This window comes from Sporosarcina ureae, assembly GCF_002109325.1.
Lineage (GTDB): Bacteria > Bacillota > Bacilli > Bacillales_A > Planococcaceae > Sporosarcina > Sporosarcina ureae_C.
In genome coordinates, this window is the sequence record NZ_CP015348.1 from 2,466,678 (window position 1) to 2,486,194 (window position 19,517).

Here is a 19,517-nt window from a genome sequence, read left to right on the forward strand (position 1 = left end):
GGGGCATTTCGTGCTCGGGATCGTCTTTTTTAATGTACGGGTAGAGAGTTTGTTTTAAGATTCTTTGCAGTGGGGCGATCATTGGCCCCACTTCGGCGGTGGTGGATGGCTTCCGCAATGAGCCAGACAGGAAGTACGCCTGGCTGTCTCATTACTACGCCTACCACTGGCAGCCGCCTTCGTTAGATAGGGTGTGAGGCAGTTCAGATTCTTCTTTTGCAAGGATAGGAACTAGTACTACCCAGTCACTGATTTTATCTACTATAAACCACAACCTGACTTGGTAAGCACTTAGTAGCGCAGGCACAACTGCGGGGTAGGCCGTGGCCATGAGACAGCTAGCAGCCCCACCGCTAGTTGGCTCATGGCTGGAGGCAATCCCCCACGTGCCTGCGCGAGTCCAAAGCATGACCCTCACTACTTTCCATGAACAAGCCAATATCGAGCAACGACCCTAACCCACAAAAACACCGCTAAAAAGACGTACGATACATTAACTTTATTCATATAACATTCGTCTTTATGACAAAACTTCAACGTTTCAAAATGAAAAATTCATAAAAAGTACAGTAAAACCGATGATTTTTTTATCGAACAATGATAGAATAAGCGATAAGTAAAAATAGAAATGAGGGTGCGCAGTGAAAGTTGCAATTTCTTCAGACCACGGAGGCAACAATCTCCGAAAAGAGATCACCAATCTATTAACCGAACTCGACATAGAATATATCGACTACGGGCCGGACGCCGACACTTCCGTCGACTATCCAGACTATGCAGTACCAGTAGCAAATGACGTCGTAGCGGGGAAAGTAGACCGCGGCATCTTGATTTGTGGCACAGGTATCGGTATGTCCATTTCCGCCAATAAAGTCAAAGGCATCCGTTGCGCGCTCGTTCATGATGTATTCAGCGCAAAAGCAACACGCGGACATAACGACTCCAACATCTTAGCAATGGGAGAACGCGTAATTGGACCAGGGCTAGCACGAGAAATCGTTAGCACTTGGCTTGAAACCGAATTTGAAGGCGGCCGTCACGAACGTCGTATAAATAAAATGATGGAACTTGAAAAGAACTAACGAAAGCAGGTGGAACAAGTGGATGCCATTCAATTATGGAAACTGCAACTAGAACAAGCATTGACCGAATTTGCTGAACAAGCACCACCTGCCGAAGAGACGATTTTCGTCGTCGGCTGTTCTACTTCTGAAGTAGCAGGTGCACGGATCGGCACGAACGGTGCACTTGAAATAGGAGAGGCATTATTCGCACCGCTTCAGGCGTTTGCGGATAAATACAATGTGCATTTAGCTTTCCAAGGTTGCGAGCACATTAACCGTGCCATTACTTTGGAACGCAAGACGGCACAGCAATTTCATTTGGAACCTGTATCCGTCGTGCCTGTCTTTAAAGCGGGGGGCTCTATGTCCACCTATGCGTACAAGCAATTCAGCGATCCTGTCGTAGTGGAATCTGTACAGGCAAATGCCGGTATCGACATCGGACAAACGTTAATTGGCATGCAAATGAAGCCGGTTGTAGTACCAATCCGAACATCCATTAACAAAATCGGTGAAGCTGTCATCACACTCGCGACAACTCGTCCAAAATTAATTGGCGGAAGTCGTGCTAAATACGAATAAACCGTGTACAATACAAGAAAATATAAAACTATCAGAAAAAGGGGATACTATCCAATGGACTTAAGCAATGTACAACGCGATGATGCAGCAGTATATGAGGCAATCATGGCTGAAAAAAACCGTCAGAACTCGAACATCGAACTAATCGCATCTGAAAACTTCGTTACGGAAGCGGTAATGGAAGCGCAAGGATCTTACTTGACGAATAAATATGCTGAAGGATATCCAGGCAAGCGTTACTACGGTGGATGTGAGCATGTTGACGTTGTTGAAAACATCGCACGCGACCGCGTTAAAGAAATCTTCGGCGCAGCATATGCAAACGTACAGCCACACTCCGGTGCACAAGCAAACATGGCTGTTTACTTTACAGCACTTGAGCCTGGCGATACAGTTCTTGGGATGAACCTTTCTCACGGCGGTCACTTAACACACGGTTCACCAGTAAACTTCTCCGGAAAGCTTTATAATTTTGTAGATTACGGTGTAACAAAAGAAGAAGAAGTCATCGACTATGAAGATGTTCGTCAAAAGGCGCTTGAGCACAAGCCGAAAATGATCGTTGCAGGTGCAAGTGCATACCCACGTGCAATCGACTTCGCAAAATTCCGTGAAATTGCGGATGAAGTTGGCGCATATTTGATGGTAGATATGGCACACATCGCTGGACTAGTAGCAGTAGGCGAGCATCAAAATCCAGTTCCACACGCACACTTCGTGACATCCACAACGCATAAAACATTGCGTGGACCACGTGGCGGTATCATTCTATTGAATGAAGAAACAGCTGAAGAATTCGGTAAGAAAATTGATAAAACAGTATTCCCAGGCGTTCAAGGTGGACCATTGATGCACGTAATCGCTGCAAAAGCGGTAGCATTCAAAGAAGTATTGGATCCTTCATTCAAAGCGTACGCGCAACAAGTAAAGAAAAACGCTGTAGCATTGGCTGAAAAACTTCAAGCAGAAGGTATTGATGTAGTTTCAGGCGGTACGGACAACCACATCGTACTTGTGAAGCTGAAATCACTTGAACTAACAGGTAAAGTAGCAGAGCACGTATTGGATGAAGTCGGTATCACAGTAAACAAGAACACTGTACCGTTCGACACAGAAGGACCATTCATTACATCTGGTATCCGTATCGGTACACCTGCAGTTACAACACGCGGTTTCGTTGAAGAAGACATGGTAGAAGTGGGACGCATCATCGCAGACTTATTGAAAAACCACGAAGACCAGTCAGCAAAAGACGAAGCACGTAAAGCAATCACAGCTCTAACAGATCAGCATCCTCTATATAAGTAAGAAATGTAGCGCCTGGCATTGTGTCAGGCGCTTTTTAGTGTGGTGTTCTAGAGTGTATGAGCGGATAAAGGGGAGAATAGAGCGGATAAAAGTCATGATAGAGCATTCAGGGTTCTCCATAGAGCGGATCACGTGCCATATAGAGCGTTCAACGGTCGTGATAGAGCGCTAAATCGCATACATTGAGCATATGTCTGAATATCTAAATACTCGCAACCTTTGCTGAACTAACCTTAATCTATTTCGTTCGAACAAATCACACATGTTCACTGCGCCTATCGCAAAGTTTCTGTTATAATGTACAAGATATTCCGAAAAGGAGCGATATAAATGGGAAAAGTACATGTATTTGATCATCCATTAATTCAGCACAAATTAACGTTTATACGAAAGGCAGATACAGGCACGAAAGAATTCCGTGAACTAGTGAACGAACTAGCGACACTTATGGCGTTTGAGATTACACGTGATCTACCAACACAAGAAATCACGATCCAAACACCCGTCTGTGAAGCGAAATCACGCATTTTAGCAGGGAAGAAATTAGGTATAGTTCCAATCTTGCGCGCGGGAATTGGTATGGTAGACGGAATCATCGATCTAATCCCTGCTGCAAAAGTGGGGCACGTTGGATTATTCCGCGACCCAGAAACACTAAAACCTGTTGAATACTTTGTAAAGTTACCATCTGACGTATCCGAGCGCGAATTCATCGTAGTGGATCCGATGCTTGCGACAGGCGGCACAGCAGTCGAGGCAATCAATTCAATGAAAAAACGTGGTGCAGTGAACATTAAGTTCATGTGCTTGGTCGCGGCTCCAGAAGGCGTGGAAGTATTAACAAAAGCACACCCCGATGTAGATGTATACATCGCAGCGCTAGACGAAAAGCTTGATGAACATGGCTACATTGTACCGGGTCTAGGTGACGCGGGTGACCGTTTATTCGGCACGAAATAATGGAGGGATCATTCATTGACTAAGAAATGGAAAGTGATGACCATTTTCGGTACGAGACCGGAAGCTATTAAAATGGCACCACTTGTATTGGAACTTGAAAAGCATCCAGAGCAAATCGAGTCAATTGTTACCGTCACAGCTCAGCATCGTCAAATGCTTGACCAAGTGCTGGAAACATTCAATATCACACCAGACTATGATTTAAATATTATGAAAGACCGACAGACACTGATCGATGTGGCTACGCGCGGTCTTGAAGGTCTGGATAAAGTAATGAAAGAAGCGCAACCGGACATCGTGCTCGTTCACGGCGATACATCCACGACGTTCATTGGTAGTCTGGCTGCATTCTATAATCAAATTTCAGTAGGACACGTCGAAGCGGGACTACGTACGTGGAATAAATATTCTCCGTACCCTGAAGAAATGAATCGCCAACTGACAGGTGTCATTGCGGATCTTCATTTTTCACCAACGGAAAGATCAGCACAAAACCTGATCGACGAAGGGAAAAACAAAGAACGTATCTACGTCACGGGCAATACTGCCATCGATGCATTGCAAACTACGGTAGACCCTGATTACCATCATCCGATTTTCGATACTCTCGGTGATGATCGCTTAGTACTGTTGACAGCACACCGCCGCGAAAACCTCGGCGAACCGATGCGCAACATGTTCCGTGCGATCAACCGTCTGCTCGACAAACACGATGACATCCAGGTAATCTACCCTGTCCACATGAATCCGGCAGTACGTGAAGTGGCGGATGAGTTGCTCGGTAACAACGACCGCGTGCATCTAATCGAACCGTTAGAAGTATTGGATTTCCATAACTTTGCGGCGCGTTCGCATATTATCCTGACAGACTCAGGCGGCATTCAAGAAGAAGCACCATCTCTCGGAAAGCCAGTTATCGTCTTGCGAGACACGACCGAACGCCCAGAAGGTATCGATGCAGGAACGCTGCGCTTGGCTGGAACTGAAGAAGAAAGCATCTTCAAACTTTCCGACGCACTCCTGTCCGACTACGCAGAGTACGAAAAAATGTCCAAGGCCCACAACCCATATGGTGACGGCCACGCCTCCAAGCGTATTGTAGGATGCCTACTCGAGTATTTATCTTCACTATAAGAACCCAAAACAGCAGAGAACCTTCTGCTGTTTTTTTCTATAGTAAGAGTTAGTAGAAGGGGGGGAAGTTATTTAAGTTCAAAAGCAAATGCATGGGAATAGTAATTGAATATGTGTGCATGAAGGGATGGAAGCTCCAGTTGGCGGACGCTTTCCCATGGGCTCTCTTTTGGTTGTCTCTCCTTTCGAGCTGATCCATCGGGAGCATTCCTGTTTGGTTAGTGGAACCCTATTGAAATAGAAAAGTCCCCTTGGTATGATTCGGGGTGTCAAGGCGTCGACGGCTTGACCCCTAATTATAACCCAGGAGGACTCACATGAATTCTAAAGAAAATACTAAAATTAATCAAGTCACAGAACAAACATTAGTGATAGGTATCGACATTGCTAAACATAATCATTACGCAACCTTTGTCGATGAACGTGGACGTGTTTTGAAAAAAGCATTTCTCGTTAAACAGACGCGTAAAGGGTTTGAACAGTTCTATCAAGAAATACTAGAGGGTATGAAAGAATTCGATAAATCGCATGTGATAGTGGGCGTGGAGCCTACAGGACATTACTGGTTGAATTTAGCATATTTCCTAGAGGACTACGGTATACCACTGGTCGTTATCAATCCGATGCATGTGAAGAAAGTTAAGGAATTAGATGATAATCTGCAAACCAAAAACGATAAGAAAGACGCTCTGACGATCGCACGGCTAATGAAAGATGGTCGTTTCTCATATCCGAAGCTTCTTCGGGATCAAGCAGCAAATATTCGTTCCTGTTTCACGCTTGAGCAAACTTTAATAGACGACCGCACCATTCTGAAAAACAGAATTCATCGATGGGTAGATAAATACTTCCCTGAGCTATTCGAGGTATTCTCAGATTTTGGAGCCATGGTTCTAGGTGTGTTGGAGACAACCCCGTTGCCTGCAGAGCTGGTCAATATGACAACAGCTGATTTAGCGGATCAATGCGCGAAAGCGAGTCAGATGAAGCAAAGGCGACCCAAAATAGCAGCTAAAGTCATTGAGGTAGCTCAGACATCCATTGGCATCACCGTGGCTCCTTGGGGAGCTAAACGAGAGATACAATGTCTCATTCGCCAATACCGTCTACTCGAGGAAGAACTTGCGATGATTGAAGAGGAAATACAATCCTTAATTGTCCAAACGGCTGATTATGAATATCTCGCTTCATTTCCGGGAATTTCCCGTAGAACTATTTCCGGTCTCTTAGCGGAGATTGGAAGTTTTACTGACTTTGAAAGTCCACGCCAATTAATTAAATTAGCGGGACTTACGTTACATGAGAATTCCTCTGGTAAACATAAGGGAATGAAGAAGATATCAAAACGAGGACGAAGACGATTACGGGCTATTTTATTCAGAGCAATGCATCCAATCCTTAGAAACAACCCTGCCTTTATGAAGCTTCATCAGTATTATACGCAACGACCTCAAAATCCCCTTCGTAAGAAGGAGTCGATGGTCGTGTTATGTAGCAAATTACTAAAGGTTCTTCATGCCATGTGTACAAAAAAGCGGAAATTTGATGGTGAGCAAATGCTTGCGGACCTTCACTGTTTACAATTAGTAGCATGAGGTTGGCATTCTGAAACTTCTATTCATGACACGGAGAAGCTGGCACCAGCGGCGTACATTAGGCCTCGAGCCTCATCGGGAGCATCTCGCCGGCCTCCAACTTATGATAGACCGAACGAAGGAATGTCAGCGCATGACGCTAAGAGATGTGGGAGGGTTCGTCATCATAAGGTACTTGGAGATCCATAGTGCATGCCATATTAAATTAACAGTTTCTGTAACTGGTAGCGCAGCGTTATCCTTTACTTACAGTATCTACAAAAGTATGTACTTTCAGGTAGACGATTCTCTTTACTAGTCATATAAATTCTTTTTGGGTCAATAGAATAATGCGACAAGCCTTGTCATCATCACCTTTTCAAGAGGGAGTCGCCGCCAACTTCCGCTTCCATCCTACGTTGATAGTGGAAGTACTTAGATCACTCATTGTAGGTAGTATTTGAATTATTGTTTTGTCTTAACTTCTTTAGATACAAGTACTGAAGTTCAAAAAACCATTACAACACTTATTTCAATGCACAACAAAAAGTGTAACCTACTCACATTGCAGGGATTGGCGCGTAGGAGGGGCGACTCTGGGAGGATCAGCCCGATCAGGTAAGACAACTAAGAGAGCGCAGCGAACAGTTGGCTTACCGCGGGCCCTCCAGAAAGCGTCCCCTCCGAAGCGCAAATCCCCACCCCAACACTCTGCCAACTTTCAAATTAAGTAACCCAATGTAATCCAAACTATTTAAACATTAAATCTTTAAACAAATAACAAGCAAATCCATACCAAAAGTCCTTCAAAACCTTTATACAAAGCCTTCAAACAAATATGTCGAATGTTTGACAAAGAGAACACATTGTGAATTTATTCACTAGAATCAATTGACATCAAAAAGCCCCTATTGTATGCTAACAAAGGGTAAGATTGATAAGGAACTCATACATAAATTGAGTACAGAAATCATGTTTCAGAGGTTTCAAGTCTTCACTCAGAAACGCAAAATCCTAAAACTTTGTGGACGTCGCACATAGCAACGTCACCTGGTGAACGGAAAATTGCGATTCACTTACAATTTCCAGGTTCCTTTGCAAGGAATCTATGTCGTTGAAAGATGATCTAAACGACAAAGACTCATCTCTCGACAATTGTCGAGAACTACTGAACACTTCAGACGCTGTTATCCAAAATACGAATTGGGAGAATCGACAATGCAAAGTATGCAGGAAATTTTTACACAGCAAAAGAAGAGTTTCTTTTTTTTGCTTGCATTGTTCGTGCTCGGCTGGTTCTTCTTGGACTACCGTACCATCTTCGCGGGACTCATCTTAGGTTCACTTTTCGGAATGTATAACTTTTGGATTCTCGTTCGACGTATGGAGCGGTTTGACCGATCCATTACGGAGGAAACACGTGCGAAGTCACTAGGTATGGGCTTGCGTTTTGCATCAGGTGTAGGGGCTACGGCCATTGCACTCGTTATGCCGGAAGAGTTTGATCTGATCAGCACGGTAATCGGGTTAATGATACCCTACGCATTGCTGTTTACTGGTCATCTGCTGTTCCAATGGAAGCAATGACACTTTACTAGCAAGGGGAGGTGAACAAAAACGTGAATCATGAAAATCCACAGTTTATTTTATTCGGGATCGGGTTTAACCCATCGAATATACTGATGTTATTTGTAACGTGTCTGATTGTCTTCCTGATTGCAGTTGCATCTACGCGGCGGCTTCAAATGAAACCTACGGGTATGCAAAACTTCATGGAGTGGGTTATGGACTTCGTCAAAGGCATCATCAAAAATAACATGGACTGGAAAACGGGAGGCCGCTTCCACGTACTAGGCATCACTTTGATCATGTTTGTATTCGTTGCAAATATGATTGGACTTCCATTCGCAATCGTGTGGGATCACCAACTTTGGTGGAAATCACCGACAGCCGATCCAGTTATCACGTTAACCCTCGCTGCTACAGTTGTTGCGTTAACGCATTACTATGGTGTGAAACAACTCGGAATGGGCAAGTATTTGAAAACATACTTCCAACCGATTCCATTCTTGGCACCATTGAAGATCATTGAGGAATTCGCAAATACGTTGACACTCGGTCTTCGTCTTTACGGTAACATTTTCGCAGGTGAAATCTTAATTGGTTTGCTTGCAACATTGGGTGCTTCAAGCATCTTCGGTCTTGCCGGAGCTGTTGTACCAGCACTTGCATGGCTCGGATTCTCGGTATTTATCGGGGCAATCCAAGCGTTTATCTTCGTTATGTTAACGATGGTCTATATGGCTCACAAAGTCAGCACAGACCACTAAACATATATTTACCCCGGAATAGGGGAACAAAACTACAAAGAATATTAGGAGGAAATACAAAATGGCAGGTATGGGATTATTAGCAGCAGCTATTGCAGTTGGTCTAGGAGCACTTGGTGCAGGTATCGGTAACGGTTTGATCGTTTCTAAGACAGTTGAAGGGATCGCTCGTCAACCAGAAGCACGTGGCGTTCTACAAACAACAATGTTCATTGGTGTTGCATTGGTAGAGGCACTTCCAATCATCGCAACAGTTATCGCGTTTATCGTAATGAACAAATAATTTTCGTAATGGTGGCGAAGCACGTAGAAATAGGTCTTCGCCATGCTTTATGTGGTAAAACATATGAATGAAATGAACATAGAATACATCTGCTTTGGCAGAAGAACGAAACAAAGAGTCATGAGCTCTTGAAGGGAGTGAAACAATCGTGTTGGATACCTTCGTCCTCTTATCAGCAAACGCTGACGCAGGATTTTTAGCTAGCTTAAACCAACGTCTGAACCTAGGCGACATTATCGTCACTGTAGTATTTTTCACGATTCTCATGGTACTTCTAAAGAAGTTTGCATGGGGTCCGTTAATGGGCGTGATGGATCAACGAGCGCAATTAATCGCTACCGAGATCGAACAAGCCGAAACAAGTCGTCAAGAATCTGCAAAGCTTCTTGAAGAGCAGCGTGCTCTATTGAAAGAAGCACGTGAAAGCGCACAATCTATTGTAGAAAATGCGAAAAAACAAGGTGATACTCAACGTGAAGAGCTGATTATGGCTGCACGCGCTGAAGCGAACCGTATGAAAGAATCTGCAACTCTTGAAATTGCTACTGAAAAAGAGAAAGCAGTTGCAGCAGTACGCGAAGAATTCGTATCTCTTTCTATCTTGGCTGCGTCTAAGGTTCTTGGGAAAGAAATTTCTGAGGAAGATAACCGCGCATTGATCGAAGAAACGATTGTGAAGGCAGGCGAAGGACGATGAGCCAATCGGTAATCGCAAAACGTTATGCCGTAGCATTGTTTGAAGCCGCACAGGAAAAGCAACAAACTGTTTCCGTGCAAACTGATTTAAAAGAATTGCAAAAAGTCTTCGCTGCAGAAAAGCAGTTTGACGAACTATTAGTTTCGCCAAAGTTCTCACCAGAACAGAAGAAAGAATTGATGGGACAACTTTTCAATGGAGCAAATCAACTTGTATTGAACACACTATATGTGTTGATCGATGCAGGTCGTATTGGAGAGATAGACAATCTAATCGAAGACTTCCTGGAACTTGCTAACGAAGCTTCCGGAGTTGCCGAAGCGAAAGTCTACTCTACGCGTTTGCTTTCTGATGAAGAAAGTTCAGCGATCTCTACTGCCTTTGCGCATAAAGTAGGGAAACAATCATTGCATATTCAAAACGTAATTGATCCAAGCTTGATCGGTGGCATTCGCCTTCAGATCGGCAATCAAATTTACGATAGCAGTATTAGCGCTAAGTTAGCGCGTCTTGAACGTCAATTAATCAATTAATTTGAATTAAGAGGGGTGACATACATGGGCATCAAAGCTGAAGAAATTAGCGGTCTGATCAAACAGCAGATCGAAAATTATCAGTCTGAAATGGAAGTAAGTGAAGTAGGTACTGTAATCCGTGTAGGTGACGGTATCGCACTTGCTCATGGCCTCGACAATGTCATGGCGGGGGAACTTCTTGAGTTCTCTACCGGCGTAATGGGTCTGGCACAAAACTTGGAAGCGAACAACGTAGGTATCGTTATCCTTGGGCCATACACAGACATTAAAGAAGGCGATGAAGTTCGTCGTACAGGCCGTATTATGGAAGTACCAGTCGGAGAAGAATTGATCGGCCGTGTCGTCAATTCACTTGGACAACCAGTTGATGGACTTGGTCCAATCAACACAACAAAAACTCGTCCTATCGAAAGCCCTGCACAAGGGGTTATGGCGCGTAAATCAGTTCACGAACCACTACAAACAGGAATCAAAGCGATTGACGCTCTAGTTCCGATTGGCCGTGGACAACGTGAATTAATCATCGGTGACCGTCAAACAGGTAAAACTACTGTTGCGATTGATGCAATCCTAAACCAAGCTGACCAAGACATGATCTGTATCTATGTTGCAATTGGTCAAAAAGAATCTACTGTTCGTGGAGTTGTTGAAACTCTACGCAGAAACGGTGCACTCGATTACACAATCGTAGTAACTGCATCTGCATCTAGCCCGTCGCCAATGCTATACTTGGCACCATACACAGGTATTTCGATGGCAGAAGAATTCATGTTCGCAGGCAAGCACGTGCTAATCGTTTATGATGATCTATCTAAACAAGCAGCAGCTTACCGTGAACTTTCCTTGCTACTTCGTCGTCCTCCAGGTCGTGAAGCATATCCAGGTGATGTCTTCTACCTACACAGCCGTTTACTTGAGCGTGCTGCGAAGTTGAATGACGATCTAGGAGCAGGATCTATCACAGCATTGCCGTTCGTTGAGACACAAGCAGGAGATATCTCCGCTTATATCCCAACAAACGTAATCTCTATTACAGACGGACAAATCTTCTTGCAGTCTGACCTATTCTTCTCAGGTGTACGTCCAGCGATCAACGCCGGTCTTTCCGTATCCCGTGTTGGTGGATCAGCGCAAATTAAAGCAATGAAGAAAGTTGCCGGTACACTTCGTTTGGACTTGGCAGCATTCCGTGAACTAGAAGCATTCTCACAATTCGGTTCGGATCTAGACCCTACGACAAGAGCGAAACTGGACCGCGGTCACCGCACAGTTGAAATCTTGAAGCAGGACTTGAACAAGCCGTTGAAAGTCGAATACCAAGTCATCAGTCTATATGCACTGACACGCGGTTACCTCGACGATATTCCAGTAAAAGACGTATTGCGTTTTGAAAGTGAAATCACTAGCTGGTTAGAATCCAACCATACGGAAGTGTATGATCATATCCGTACAACGAAAGATCTTCCAGCTGATGACGTAATGAGCGCAGCGTTCAACGAATTCAAGAAAAATTTCGTAGTTTCTGAAGCGTAATATTCCTTGAATGGATCTTAAAATAAAGGTGGTGAATAGCCAGTGGCGTCCTTACGCGAGATAGAAAGCCGTATTGCTTCAACAAAAAAGACGAGTCAAATCACGAGAGCGATGCAAATGGTATCTGCTTCAAAACTGAACCGTGCAGAAGTGAATGCGAAGAAATTCGTACCTTACATGGATAAAGTAGAAGAAGTAGTTGGTGCTATTGCAGCCGTAACGAAAGATTCCGGACATCCTCTATTAACAGCACGTCCCGTTAAGAAGTCTGCGTACATCGTAGTTACTTCTGACCGTGGTCTAGTTGGTGGATACAACGCGCACATTTTCCGTGCAGTTACCCGTGCAATCGAACAACGCCATAAATCGAAAGATGAAGTGGTCATTATCGTGATCGGTCGTAAAGGCTATGAATTCTTCGGCCGTCTGGGTTACCAGATCGAAGAAAGCCTGATCGGACTTTCGGATCACCCTCGTTTTGAAGAAGTAAAAGATATCGCGAATCGGGCTGTTGGCATGTTCACAGAAGGCGTTTATGATGAAGTGTTCTTGTATTACAACCACTTCATCTCCGCCATCTCCAACGAAGCAACTGAACGTAAATTGCTTCCACTCACAGATATTTCATCAGGTTCAGCTAATTCATCTTATGAGTTCGAGCCTTCAGCAGAAGCGATTCTCGAAACACTTCTCCCACAATACACGGAGAGCCTCATTTATGGAGCAGTACTTGATGGAAAAGCGAGCGAACATGCTTCCAGTATGACAGCGATGAAGACGGCGACAGACAATGCGTCTGATCTAATCGATTCGTTAACATTACAATTTAACCGCGCTCGTCAAGCAGCGATCACTCAGGAAATCACTGAAATCGTAGCCGGCGTAGCAGCACTCGAATAACAGATTTGAAACAGTAAGACAGGAGGGAAAAGCATGAGTAATGGACATATTCTTCAAGTTATGGGTCCGGTTGTCGACGTTAAGTTTGAAAACGGACAACTTCCAGCGATCTATAACGCATTGAAGGTTAATATCGATCGTTCCAACGGAGTGGTTGAAGTATTGACTTTAGAAGTAGCACTTCACCTTGGTGATGATGCAGTTCGTACGATTGCGATGTCCTCGACAGATGGTCTGAAACGCGGTACGTCAGTAATTAATACAGGCGCACCAATTTCTGTTCCAGTCGGCGACGTTACACTCGGACGTGTATTTAACGTACTAGGTGAGGAAATTGACCTGCGTGAGCCAGTTCCTGCTGATTCACAACGTGACCCAATTCACCGTTCTGCACCAACATTTGAATTCCTTTCTACAGAGGTAGAAATTCTTGAAACTGGAATTAAAGTAGTTGACTTGCTTGCACCATACATCAAGGGTGGTAAAATCGGACTCTTCGGTGGTGCTGGAGTTGGTAAAACAGTTCTAATTCAGGAATTAATCAACAACATCGCACAAGAACACGGTGGTATTTCCGTATTCGCTGGTGTTGGAGAGCGTACTCGTGAAGGAAATGACTTGTACTTTGAGATGACTGATTCAGGCGTTATCAAGAAAACGGCAATGGTCTTCGGTCAAATGAACGAGCCACCAGGCGCACGTATGCGTGTAGCACTTTCTGGCTTGACTATGGCAGAGTATTTCCGTGATGAGCAAGGACAAGACGTTCTATTGTTCATCGATAACATCTTCCGCTTTACACAAGCAGGTTCTGAAGTTTCTGCCCTACTAGGTCGTATGCCATCAGCGGTTGGATACCAGCCAACATTGGCAACTGAAATGGGTCAGTTACAAGAGCGAATCACTTCTACTAATAAAGGATCGGTTACATCGATCCAAGCAATCTACGTACCAGCGGATGACTATACGGATCCAGCTCCGGCAACAACTTTCGCTCACTTAGATGCAACAACGAACTTGGAGCGTAAACTTTCAGAGATGGGTATCTACCCAGCTGTGGATCCACTAGCTTCTTCTTCACGTGCATTGAGTGCAGAAATCGTTGGACCGGAACACTACCGTGTAGCTCGTGAAGTACAAACAACTCTTCAACGATACCGTGAATTGCAAGATATCATCGCAATCTTAGGTATGGATGAGTTAGATGAAGATGACAAGCAGATCGTTGATCGCGCTCGTCGTATTCAGTTCTTCTTGTCACAAAACTTCCACGTTGCTGAGCAGTTTACAGGACAAAAAGGTTCTTACGTTCCAGTTCCTGAAACAATCAAAGGCTTTGCTGAAATTCTAGAAGGTAAGTATGATCACTTGCCGGAAGATGCATTCCGTTTAGTTGGACGTATCGAAGAAGTAATTGCAAAAGCAAAAGCTATGGGTGTAGAAGTCTAAGAAAAGGGACCAGGAGGGAAAAAAATGAGTAAAATCAAAGTGAATATCGTCACTCCCGACGGCCCTGTTGTTGAAATGGATGCGAACATGGTGATAGCAGTTACCGAAGCTGGTGAGATCGGGGTTTTACCCGGTCACATCGCAATGGTCGCACCACTTCAAATTGGTGCACTTCGCCTAAAGACAGATGGCAAAACAGTAACAGTCGCAGTCCACGGAGGCTTCATCGAGGTCCGTCCTGAAGTGGTCACTGTATTGGCACAGAGTGCGGAACTGGCTGAGTCCATTGATATCGCACGTGCAAAGAAAGCTGCTGAAAAAGCTGAGCAAGATCTTCAGAAAAAAACTGATGACCTTTCCCATAACTTACACGAGCTTGATTTGAAACGCGCTATCAACCGCATGCAAGTGTATGAACAGCGTATGTAATCTATAAGTAAAATGGACGGACAGACAATCTCTGTCCGTCCATTTTCTCTATATTCAAGAAAAAAGGAGTGCAAACTATGGACAGCATGCTAGGCAGCAATCCATTACTCGCGATGGTATCGCATATCTTCTTCATCGGCGTTAGCTTCTATGCACTACAAGCTATCTTGCCAGAAAATATCATACGAAAAAATCGTGTATTCCAAACACAACTTTTGTTTATTTTGCTAAGTATTGCTATCGGCTCGACCGTATCAAAATTCTTTTTAGACATATCCTATTGGTCAGGAAGATGGGCAACTTGGTTTTGATTTCCTTCAGCTGAAGCTCTACTAGCCTCACAACGGAAATCAGAACTCTAGCTGAAGGAAATTAAAACGAATAAGTTAATGAAAGAATTGGTCAATTTATAAGCACCGTTGATTTCCATTCCAGACGGACGCGTTCTGAGGGCACGGCTTCAATCTCCTCGTCTGCAACGGAAATCCCGAACGCGTATCAAGTTTTGAGTTACCTGCCACAACTCTGTAATATTCATGTAATAAAAATAACGGCAAACACGTGTAAAATGTAGGATTAACGGGTATTAGCAGTAATGTGGCTAAATAAATGGGTCATTTGTAATCACATTGTGTCATATCAAAACATATACTACATCACGCAAGAAATAACACAAAACTGCGCCGGAAGTTACTTGTTTAGTAAGGTTTTACAAGGTACAATAGTAGATGTTTTATATGTTAAATTTGGAAACTGACAAATGACTAGGCTTCAACAATGAAAATGTTTATAGACGATTTTTGATAATAGGCTGTGGATGAAGGATAAATTGGACTCGGAGGGGCTATTGGTGGAAAAAATTATTATTAACGGCGGACGGACTTTAAAAGGGAACGTACGTGTAGAGGGTGCAAAGAACGCGGTATTACCGATCTTGGCTGCTGCTTTATTGGCATCTGAAGGAGTGAACGTCATTCGTGATGTTCCTAACCTATCGGATGTTCGGACAATCAATGAAGTGCTAAAAAGTTTAAACGCAAAGATCACGCATGATCCGGAAAACGGGGAAGTCATCGTAGATTCACGTGGAAGACTAGCAGACGAAGCACAATTTGAATTTGTACGTAAAATGCGCGCATCCATTTTAGTAATGGGACCGTTACTGGCGCGTAACGGATTCGCACGTGTCGCATTACCAGGCGGCTGTGCAATCGGTTCAAGACCTATCGATCAACATTTGAAAGGCTTCGAAGCAATGGGAGCGGAAATTTCATTTGGACATGGACATGTCGAAGCGAAAGTAGATGGCCGATTAAAAGGCGCAAAAATCTACTTGGATTTCCCGAGCGTAGGCGCAACAGAAAACATTATGACAGCTGCTGCTCTCGCTGAAGGTACAACGATCATCGAGAACGCTGCGAAAGAACCTGAAATCGTCGACTTGGCGAATTTCATCAATGAAATGGGCGGTAAAGTAGTAGGTGCAGGTACGGATAACATTCGTATTGAAGGTGTAACAACAATGTATGCATCCACTCACCATATTATACCGGATCGTATCGAAGCAGGAACATTCATGGTAGCTGCAGCAATCACAGGCGGAGACGTCACGATTGAAAACGCGGTTCCTGAACACTCGACTGCTTTGATTTCAAAATTAACTGAAATGGGTGTAGTCATCACGGAATTGGATGAAGGGGTTCGTATCACAGCGAAACACCCACTTAAGGCTGTCGATTTGAAGACAATGCCGCATCCAGGTTTCCCTACAGATATGCAATCACAAATGATGGCATTGATGTTAACAGCTACCGGTATCGGTGTGTTGACTGAAACTGTATTTGAAAATCGCTTCATGCACGTGGAAGAATTCCGCCGTATGAACGCAGACGTAAAAATTGAAGGACGTTCTGTTATTGTTTCAGGACCTTCAAAAATCCAGGGAGCGGAAGTCGCAGCCACAGACTTGCGTGCCGCTGCATCACTCATCCTAGCCGGACTCGTAGCAGAAGGTATTACACGTGTGACGGAATTGGTTCACTTAGATCGCGGTTATGTGGACTTTGACAAGAAACTCAAAGCCCTAGGCGCAGACATAACACGTGTCTCTACTGAACAAGAAGTTACTGAATCTCAATTAGCATAATCTTCAAGACCATGGACAGTTTACTGTTCATGGTTTTTTCGATTTTTACAATGAATACACGATTGTTCGCTAACATATAGTCTAGTATGTACAAAAAACTACTCGTTTTATTCATTATTTTCACATTATTTATTATTCCTATTCTTGTAAGACAAGCGCCAGAGTTGAAACTGGTAGAACAGCGAGAGGAGAAGTACTGCGATGTGTTGATTACGGTCATAGGTGTGGACGAGCCGATTCCGTTAGAAGAATATGTTGTCGGGGTCGTAGCGGGAGAGATGCCTGCCGATTTTCATCCGGAAGCATTGAAGGCGCAAGTAATTGCTGCTCGCACCTATGCGGCTAGAAACACGGATAAAGGGGTCAAGCCTATTGCCAAAGACGTCTCTGCGCAAGTATATCGTACAGAAGCAGAGCGCAAAGAACGCTGGGGCAAGTCATTCAAAGACAATGAAAAGAAAGTCCGCCAAGCAGCTGAAGCGACTGAAGGTAAAATTATTGTATATGGAGAAGAAATTATATCTGCCATGTTTTTCTCTACATCTAACGGCAAAACGGAAGCCGCGCAAAACTTCAGCGGCAATCCGGTTGAATATTTACAAAGTGTAGATAGCCCAGGTGAAGAAGATGTGGCGCCAACCGTAGAGCGCAAGCAAGAATTAACATTAACGGAGTGGAATCGTAAACTCGGTTTCAATTGGAATGCTAACCAATTCCGCGAACTACAACTCGTGCGTAATCAAACGGGACGTGTTCAGAAAATCATCGCAGGCCCCTATGAAACGAGCGGACGACAGATCCGAGAAAAACTTCATTTGGCTTCCACCGATTTCAATATCGCCTATGACGTTAACAATCAAATCGTCCTTATTACGACCGTTGGTTATGGCCATGGCGTCGGGATGAGTCAGTATGGTGCGGAAGCTTTCGCGCAAAAAGGATGGACCGCCGATCAAATTCTGTCGCACTATTATACAGGTACAAAAATACAAAAAATAAATTTACCTGAAGATCGATGTTTAAAATCCCCGTAACTTGCAAAGAATGCAAGTGAGGTGATGAACATGCGAGAAGAAAAACCAAAGGCCCCTTCTCAGGAGATCAAGAAAACGAAGAACGGCTGGTTCTGGCCTGCCATTTATACGAGCGTAGCGCTCTTATTCATCGGCATGGTATGGGGATACACCGCATTGACGACGGAAGAATCTGTCCCGTCTGAAGTTGCAAAAGTAGACCAGCCAAAAGAAAATGTCACGGTAGAAACAAATGCATCAAAGGAAACACTGAAGTATCCATTCGATGAAGCAAAAGTAGATTCAGTCGCCATCTTACAAGAATTTTATGATGCAGAAGCAGACGAAGCAGTGCGTGAGAAAGCACTACTCGTATTCAACCAGACGTACGTCACCAGCAAAGGACTTTCTTTATCGATGGACGGTGAACCGTTCGAAGCTGTAGCGGCAATGAGCGGAACAGTCGAAGAAGTCATCGTGGACTCATTCAAAGGAACAGAAGTCCGTTTGAAACACGCGGACGGTAAGACGACGATCTACGGTTCGTTAACAGGTGTACTTGTGAAAGAAGGCGACACAGTCCAACAGGGGCAAGTGCTCGCGACAACGACTCAGAATGAATGGAATCCTGAAGCAGGCATCCACTTGCAATTCGAAATCCAGCAAGACGGAGTCGCCGTGAATCCACATGATTTCCTAGCATTTTAATAGGTAGCATCCAAGCCATTCCACCCCCCTGGAATGGCTTTTTTCATATGTTGACACACGTTCGCATACACTACATTAGTCAAAGGAGTGAATAGAGAAAGGAAGAGGGCGTGCACGAGCAAATTAGAAAACGCTGCGTACGACTGGGCAAGCTACTGATCGAGACCAACTTGACAGTGCGCGCGCTAGCCAATGCGACCGGCTACTCTAAAAGTACGGTCCACAAAGACTTAACGGAACGACTACCGAATGTAGATCCATGCTTGTCACGGAAAGTCGCAGAAATTTTGGCTTATCATAAATCCATCCGCCACTTGCGCGGAGGAGAAGCCACCCGACAAAAATGGAAAAATGAAAACGAAGCACAAAAAGCAGATGCCTAGCCACACTGAAAATGAAGCAGTAATGTACTGTACCCATACAAGCAGCCTGAAATCATGAGCAGCTATCCAGATGATCGTGTATCTGGGTAGCTTTTGTTTGGTTATGTTTCTATGCTGCTAGCTATCCGCTCTATGCATGTCCGCGAACGCTCTATGCGTCGCCTTATCCGCTCTATCGCCCGCGCCATTCGCTCTATCCCAGTCCGCGAGTGCTCTAAGCGTCGCCCTATCCGCTCTATCGCCCGAGCTATCCGCTCTATCCCAGTCCGCGAGTGCTCTAAGCGTCGCCCTATCCGCTCTATCGCCCGCGCCATTCGCTCTATCCCAGTCCGCGAGTGCTCTAAGCGTCATCTTATCCGCTCTATCGCCCGCGCCATTCGCTCTATCCCAGTCCGCGAGTGCTCTAAGCGTCGTCCTATCCGCTCTATCGCCCGCGCTATTCGCTCTATCCGCGTCCGCGAGTGCTCTATGCGTCGTCCTATCCGCTC

Annotated in this window: 22 protein-coding genes; 20 read left to right on the forward strand and 2 right to left on the reverse strand. The window is 44.5% G+C overall.

Annotated elements, in window-relative coordinates; translation table 11 throughout:
* Window positions 1–29 precede the first annotated feature (29 nt).
* Entirely contained in the window at window positions 30–167 is a 138-nt protein-coding gene (locus SporoP32a_RS16850; protein ID WP_157129975.1) for a hypothetical protein, read from the reverse strand.
* Window positions 161–409 carry a hypothetical protein gene (locus tag SporoP32a_RS12235; protein WP_085428146.1) on the reverse strand — a complete coding sequence of 83 codons (249 nt, stop codon included), beginning with the start codon at window positions 407–409 and terminating at the stop codon, window positions 161–163. The genes SporoP32a_RS16850 and SporoP32a_RS12235 overlap by 7 nt, the downstream gene beginning before the upstream one ends.
* 232 nt (window positions 410–641) lie before the next feature.
* Between SporoP32a_RS12235 and rpiB the strand changes: the two genes are divergently transcribed.
* The 20 genes from rpiB to SporoP32a_RS12335 all read left to right on the forward strand — a co-directional run bounded on the left by rpiB (window position 642) and on the right by SporoP32a_RS12335 (window position 19,029).
* Entirely contained in the window at window positions 642–1,082 is a 441-nt protein-coding gene (gene rpiB / locus SporoP32a_RS12240; RefSeq protein WP_085428147.1) for a ribose 5-phosphate isomerase B, read from the forward strand.
* A gap of 18 nt (window positions 1,083–1,100) precedes the next feature.
* Window positions 1,101–1,646, forward strand: a complete 546-nt coding sequence (locus SporoP32a_RS12245; protein WP_198166160.1) for a TIGR01440 family protein — start codon at window positions 1,101–1,103, stop codon at window positions 1,644–1,646.
* Between the two features lie 54 nt (window positions 1,647–1,700).
* Window positions 1,701–2,954 carry a serine hydroxymethyltransferase gene (glyA, locus tag SporoP32a_RS12250; protein ID WP_085428149.1) on the forward strand — a complete coding sequence of 418 codons (1,254 nt, stop codon included), beginning with the start codon at window positions 1,701–1,703 and terminating at the stop codon, window positions 2,952–2,954.
* Between the two features lie 330 nt (window positions 2,955–3,284).
* Window positions 3,285–3,914: a uracil phosphoribosyltransferase gene (gene upp / locus SporoP32a_RS12255; protein ID WP_085428150.1), complete on the forward strand. Its 630-nt coding sequence runs from the start codon at window positions 3,285–3,287 to the stop codon at window positions 3,912–3,914.
* Window positions 3,915–3,929: 15 nt separating this feature from the next.
* Window positions 3,930–5,048, forward strand: coding sequence for a non-hydrolyzing UDP-N-acetylglucosamine 2-epimerase (gene wecB, locus SporoP32a_RS12260; protein WP_085428151.1), 1,119 nt, complete (start codon window positions 3,930–3,932; stop codon window positions 5,046–5,048).
* Between the two features lie 317 nt (window positions 5,049–5,365).
* The gene (locus SporoP32a_RS12265) at window positions 5,366–6,643 is read left to right on the forward strand and encodes an IS110 family RNA-guided transposase (RefSeq protein ID WP_085426965.1); all 1,278 of its coding nucleotides are present in this window, start codon (window positions 5,366–5,368) and stop codon (window positions 6,641–6,643) included.
* A gap of 1,197 nt (window positions 6,644–7,840) precedes the next feature.
* Complete coding sequence (locus SporoP32a_RS12270) at window positions 7,841–8,209, forward strand: ATP synthase subunit I (RefSeq protein WP_085428152.1); 369 nt, start codon at window positions 7,841–7,843, stop codon at window positions 8,207–8,209.
* 32 nt (window positions 8,210–8,241) lie between these two features.
* Complete coding sequence (gene atpB / locus SporoP32a_RS12275; protein WP_085428153.1) at window positions 8,242–8,952, forward strand: F0F1 ATP synthase subunit A; 711 nt, start codon at window positions 8,242–8,244, stop codon at window positions 8,950–8,952.
* A gap of 70 nt (window positions 8,953–9,022) precedes the next feature.
* Window positions 9,023–9,235 (forward strand): F0F1 ATP synthase subunit C, encoded by a 213-nt coding sequence (atpE, locus tag SporoP32a_RS12280; protein WP_029053447.1) that lies wholly within the window; start codon window positions 9,023–9,025, stop codon window positions 9,233–9,235.
* A gap of 145 nt (window positions 9,236–9,380) precedes the next feature.
* Window positions 9,381–9,932 (forward strand): F0F1 ATP synthase subunit B, encoded by a 552-nt coding sequence (atpF, locus tag SporoP32a_RS12285; RefSeq protein ID WP_369823302.1) that lies wholly within the window; start codon window positions 9,381–9,383, stop codon window positions 9,930–9,932.
* Window positions 9,929–10,465 carry a F0F1 ATP synthase subunit delta gene (locus SporoP32a_RS12290; RefSeq protein ID WP_085428154.1) on the forward strand — a complete coding sequence of 179 codons (537 nt, stop codon included), beginning with the start codon at window positions 9,929–9,931 and terminating at the stop codon, window positions 10,463–10,465. The genes atpF and SporoP32a_RS12290 overlap by 4 nt, the downstream gene beginning before the upstream one ends.
* A gap of 24 nt (window positions 10,466–10,489) precedes the next feature.
* Window positions 10,490–12,001: a F0F1 ATP synthase subunit alpha gene (gene atpA / locus SporoP32a_RS12295; RefSeq protein ID WP_085428155.1), complete on the forward strand. Its 1,512-nt coding sequence runs from the start codon at window positions 10,490–10,492 to the stop codon at window positions 11,999–12,001.
* A gap of 42 nt (window positions 12,002–12,043) precedes the next feature.
* Window positions 12,044–12,901, forward strand: coding sequence for an ATP synthase F1 subunit gamma (gene atpG / locus SporoP32a_RS12300; RefSeq protein ID WP_085428156.1), 858 nt, complete (start codon window positions 12,044–12,046; stop codon window positions 12,899–12,901).
* A 33-nt stretch (window positions 12,902–12,934) separates the two neighbouring features.
* Window positions 12,935–14,350 (forward strand): F0F1 ATP synthase subunit beta, encoded by a 1,416-nt coding sequence (gene atpD, locus SporoP32a_RS12305; protein WP_085132717.1) that lies wholly within the window; start codon window positions 12,935–12,937, stop codon window positions 14,348–14,350.
* Between the two features lie 24 nt (window positions 14,351–14,374).
* A complete protein-coding gene (locus SporoP32a_RS12310; protein WP_085428157.1) occupies window positions 14,375–14,779 on the forward strand; it encodes a F0F1 ATP synthase subunit epsilon in 405 nt (134 codons plus the stop codon).
* Between the two features lie 77 nt (window positions 14,780–14,856).
* On the forward strand, window positions 14,857–15,090 hold the full coding sequence (locus SporoP32a_RS12315) for a DUF1146 family protein (protein ID WP_085428158.1): 234 nt from the start codon (window positions 14,857–14,859) through the stop codon (window positions 15,088–15,090).
* A 539-nt stretch (window positions 15,091–15,629) separates the two neighbouring features.
* Window positions 15,630–16,925: a UDP-N-acetylglucosamine 1-carboxyvinyltransferase gene (gene murA / locus SporoP32a_RS12320; protein WP_085428159.1), complete on the forward strand. Its 1,296-nt coding sequence runs from the start codon at window positions 15,630–15,632 to the stop codon at window positions 16,923–16,925.
* A gap of 86 nt (window positions 16,926–17,011) precedes the next feature.
* A complete protein-coding gene (spoIID, locus tag SporoP32a_RS12325; protein ID WP_085428160.1) occupies window positions 17,012–17,959 on the forward strand; it encodes a stage II sporulation protein D in 948 nt (315 codons plus the stop codon).
* 30 nt (window positions 17,960–17,989) lie between these two features.
* Window positions 17,990–18,646 (forward strand): M23 family metallopeptidase, encoded by a 657-nt coding sequence (locus tag SporoP32a_RS12330; protein WP_198166161.1) that lies wholly within the window; start codon window positions 17,990–17,992, stop codon window positions 18,644–18,646.
* Between the two features lie 110 nt (window positions 18,647–18,756).
* Window positions 18,757–19,029 (forward strand): sporulation transcriptional regulator SpoIIID, encoded by a 273-nt coding sequence (locus SporoP32a_RS12335; protein WP_085428161.1) that lies wholly within the window; start codon window positions 18,757–18,759, stop codon window positions 19,027–19,029.
* The last annotated feature ends 488 nt before the right edge of the window (window positions 19,030–19,517 follow it).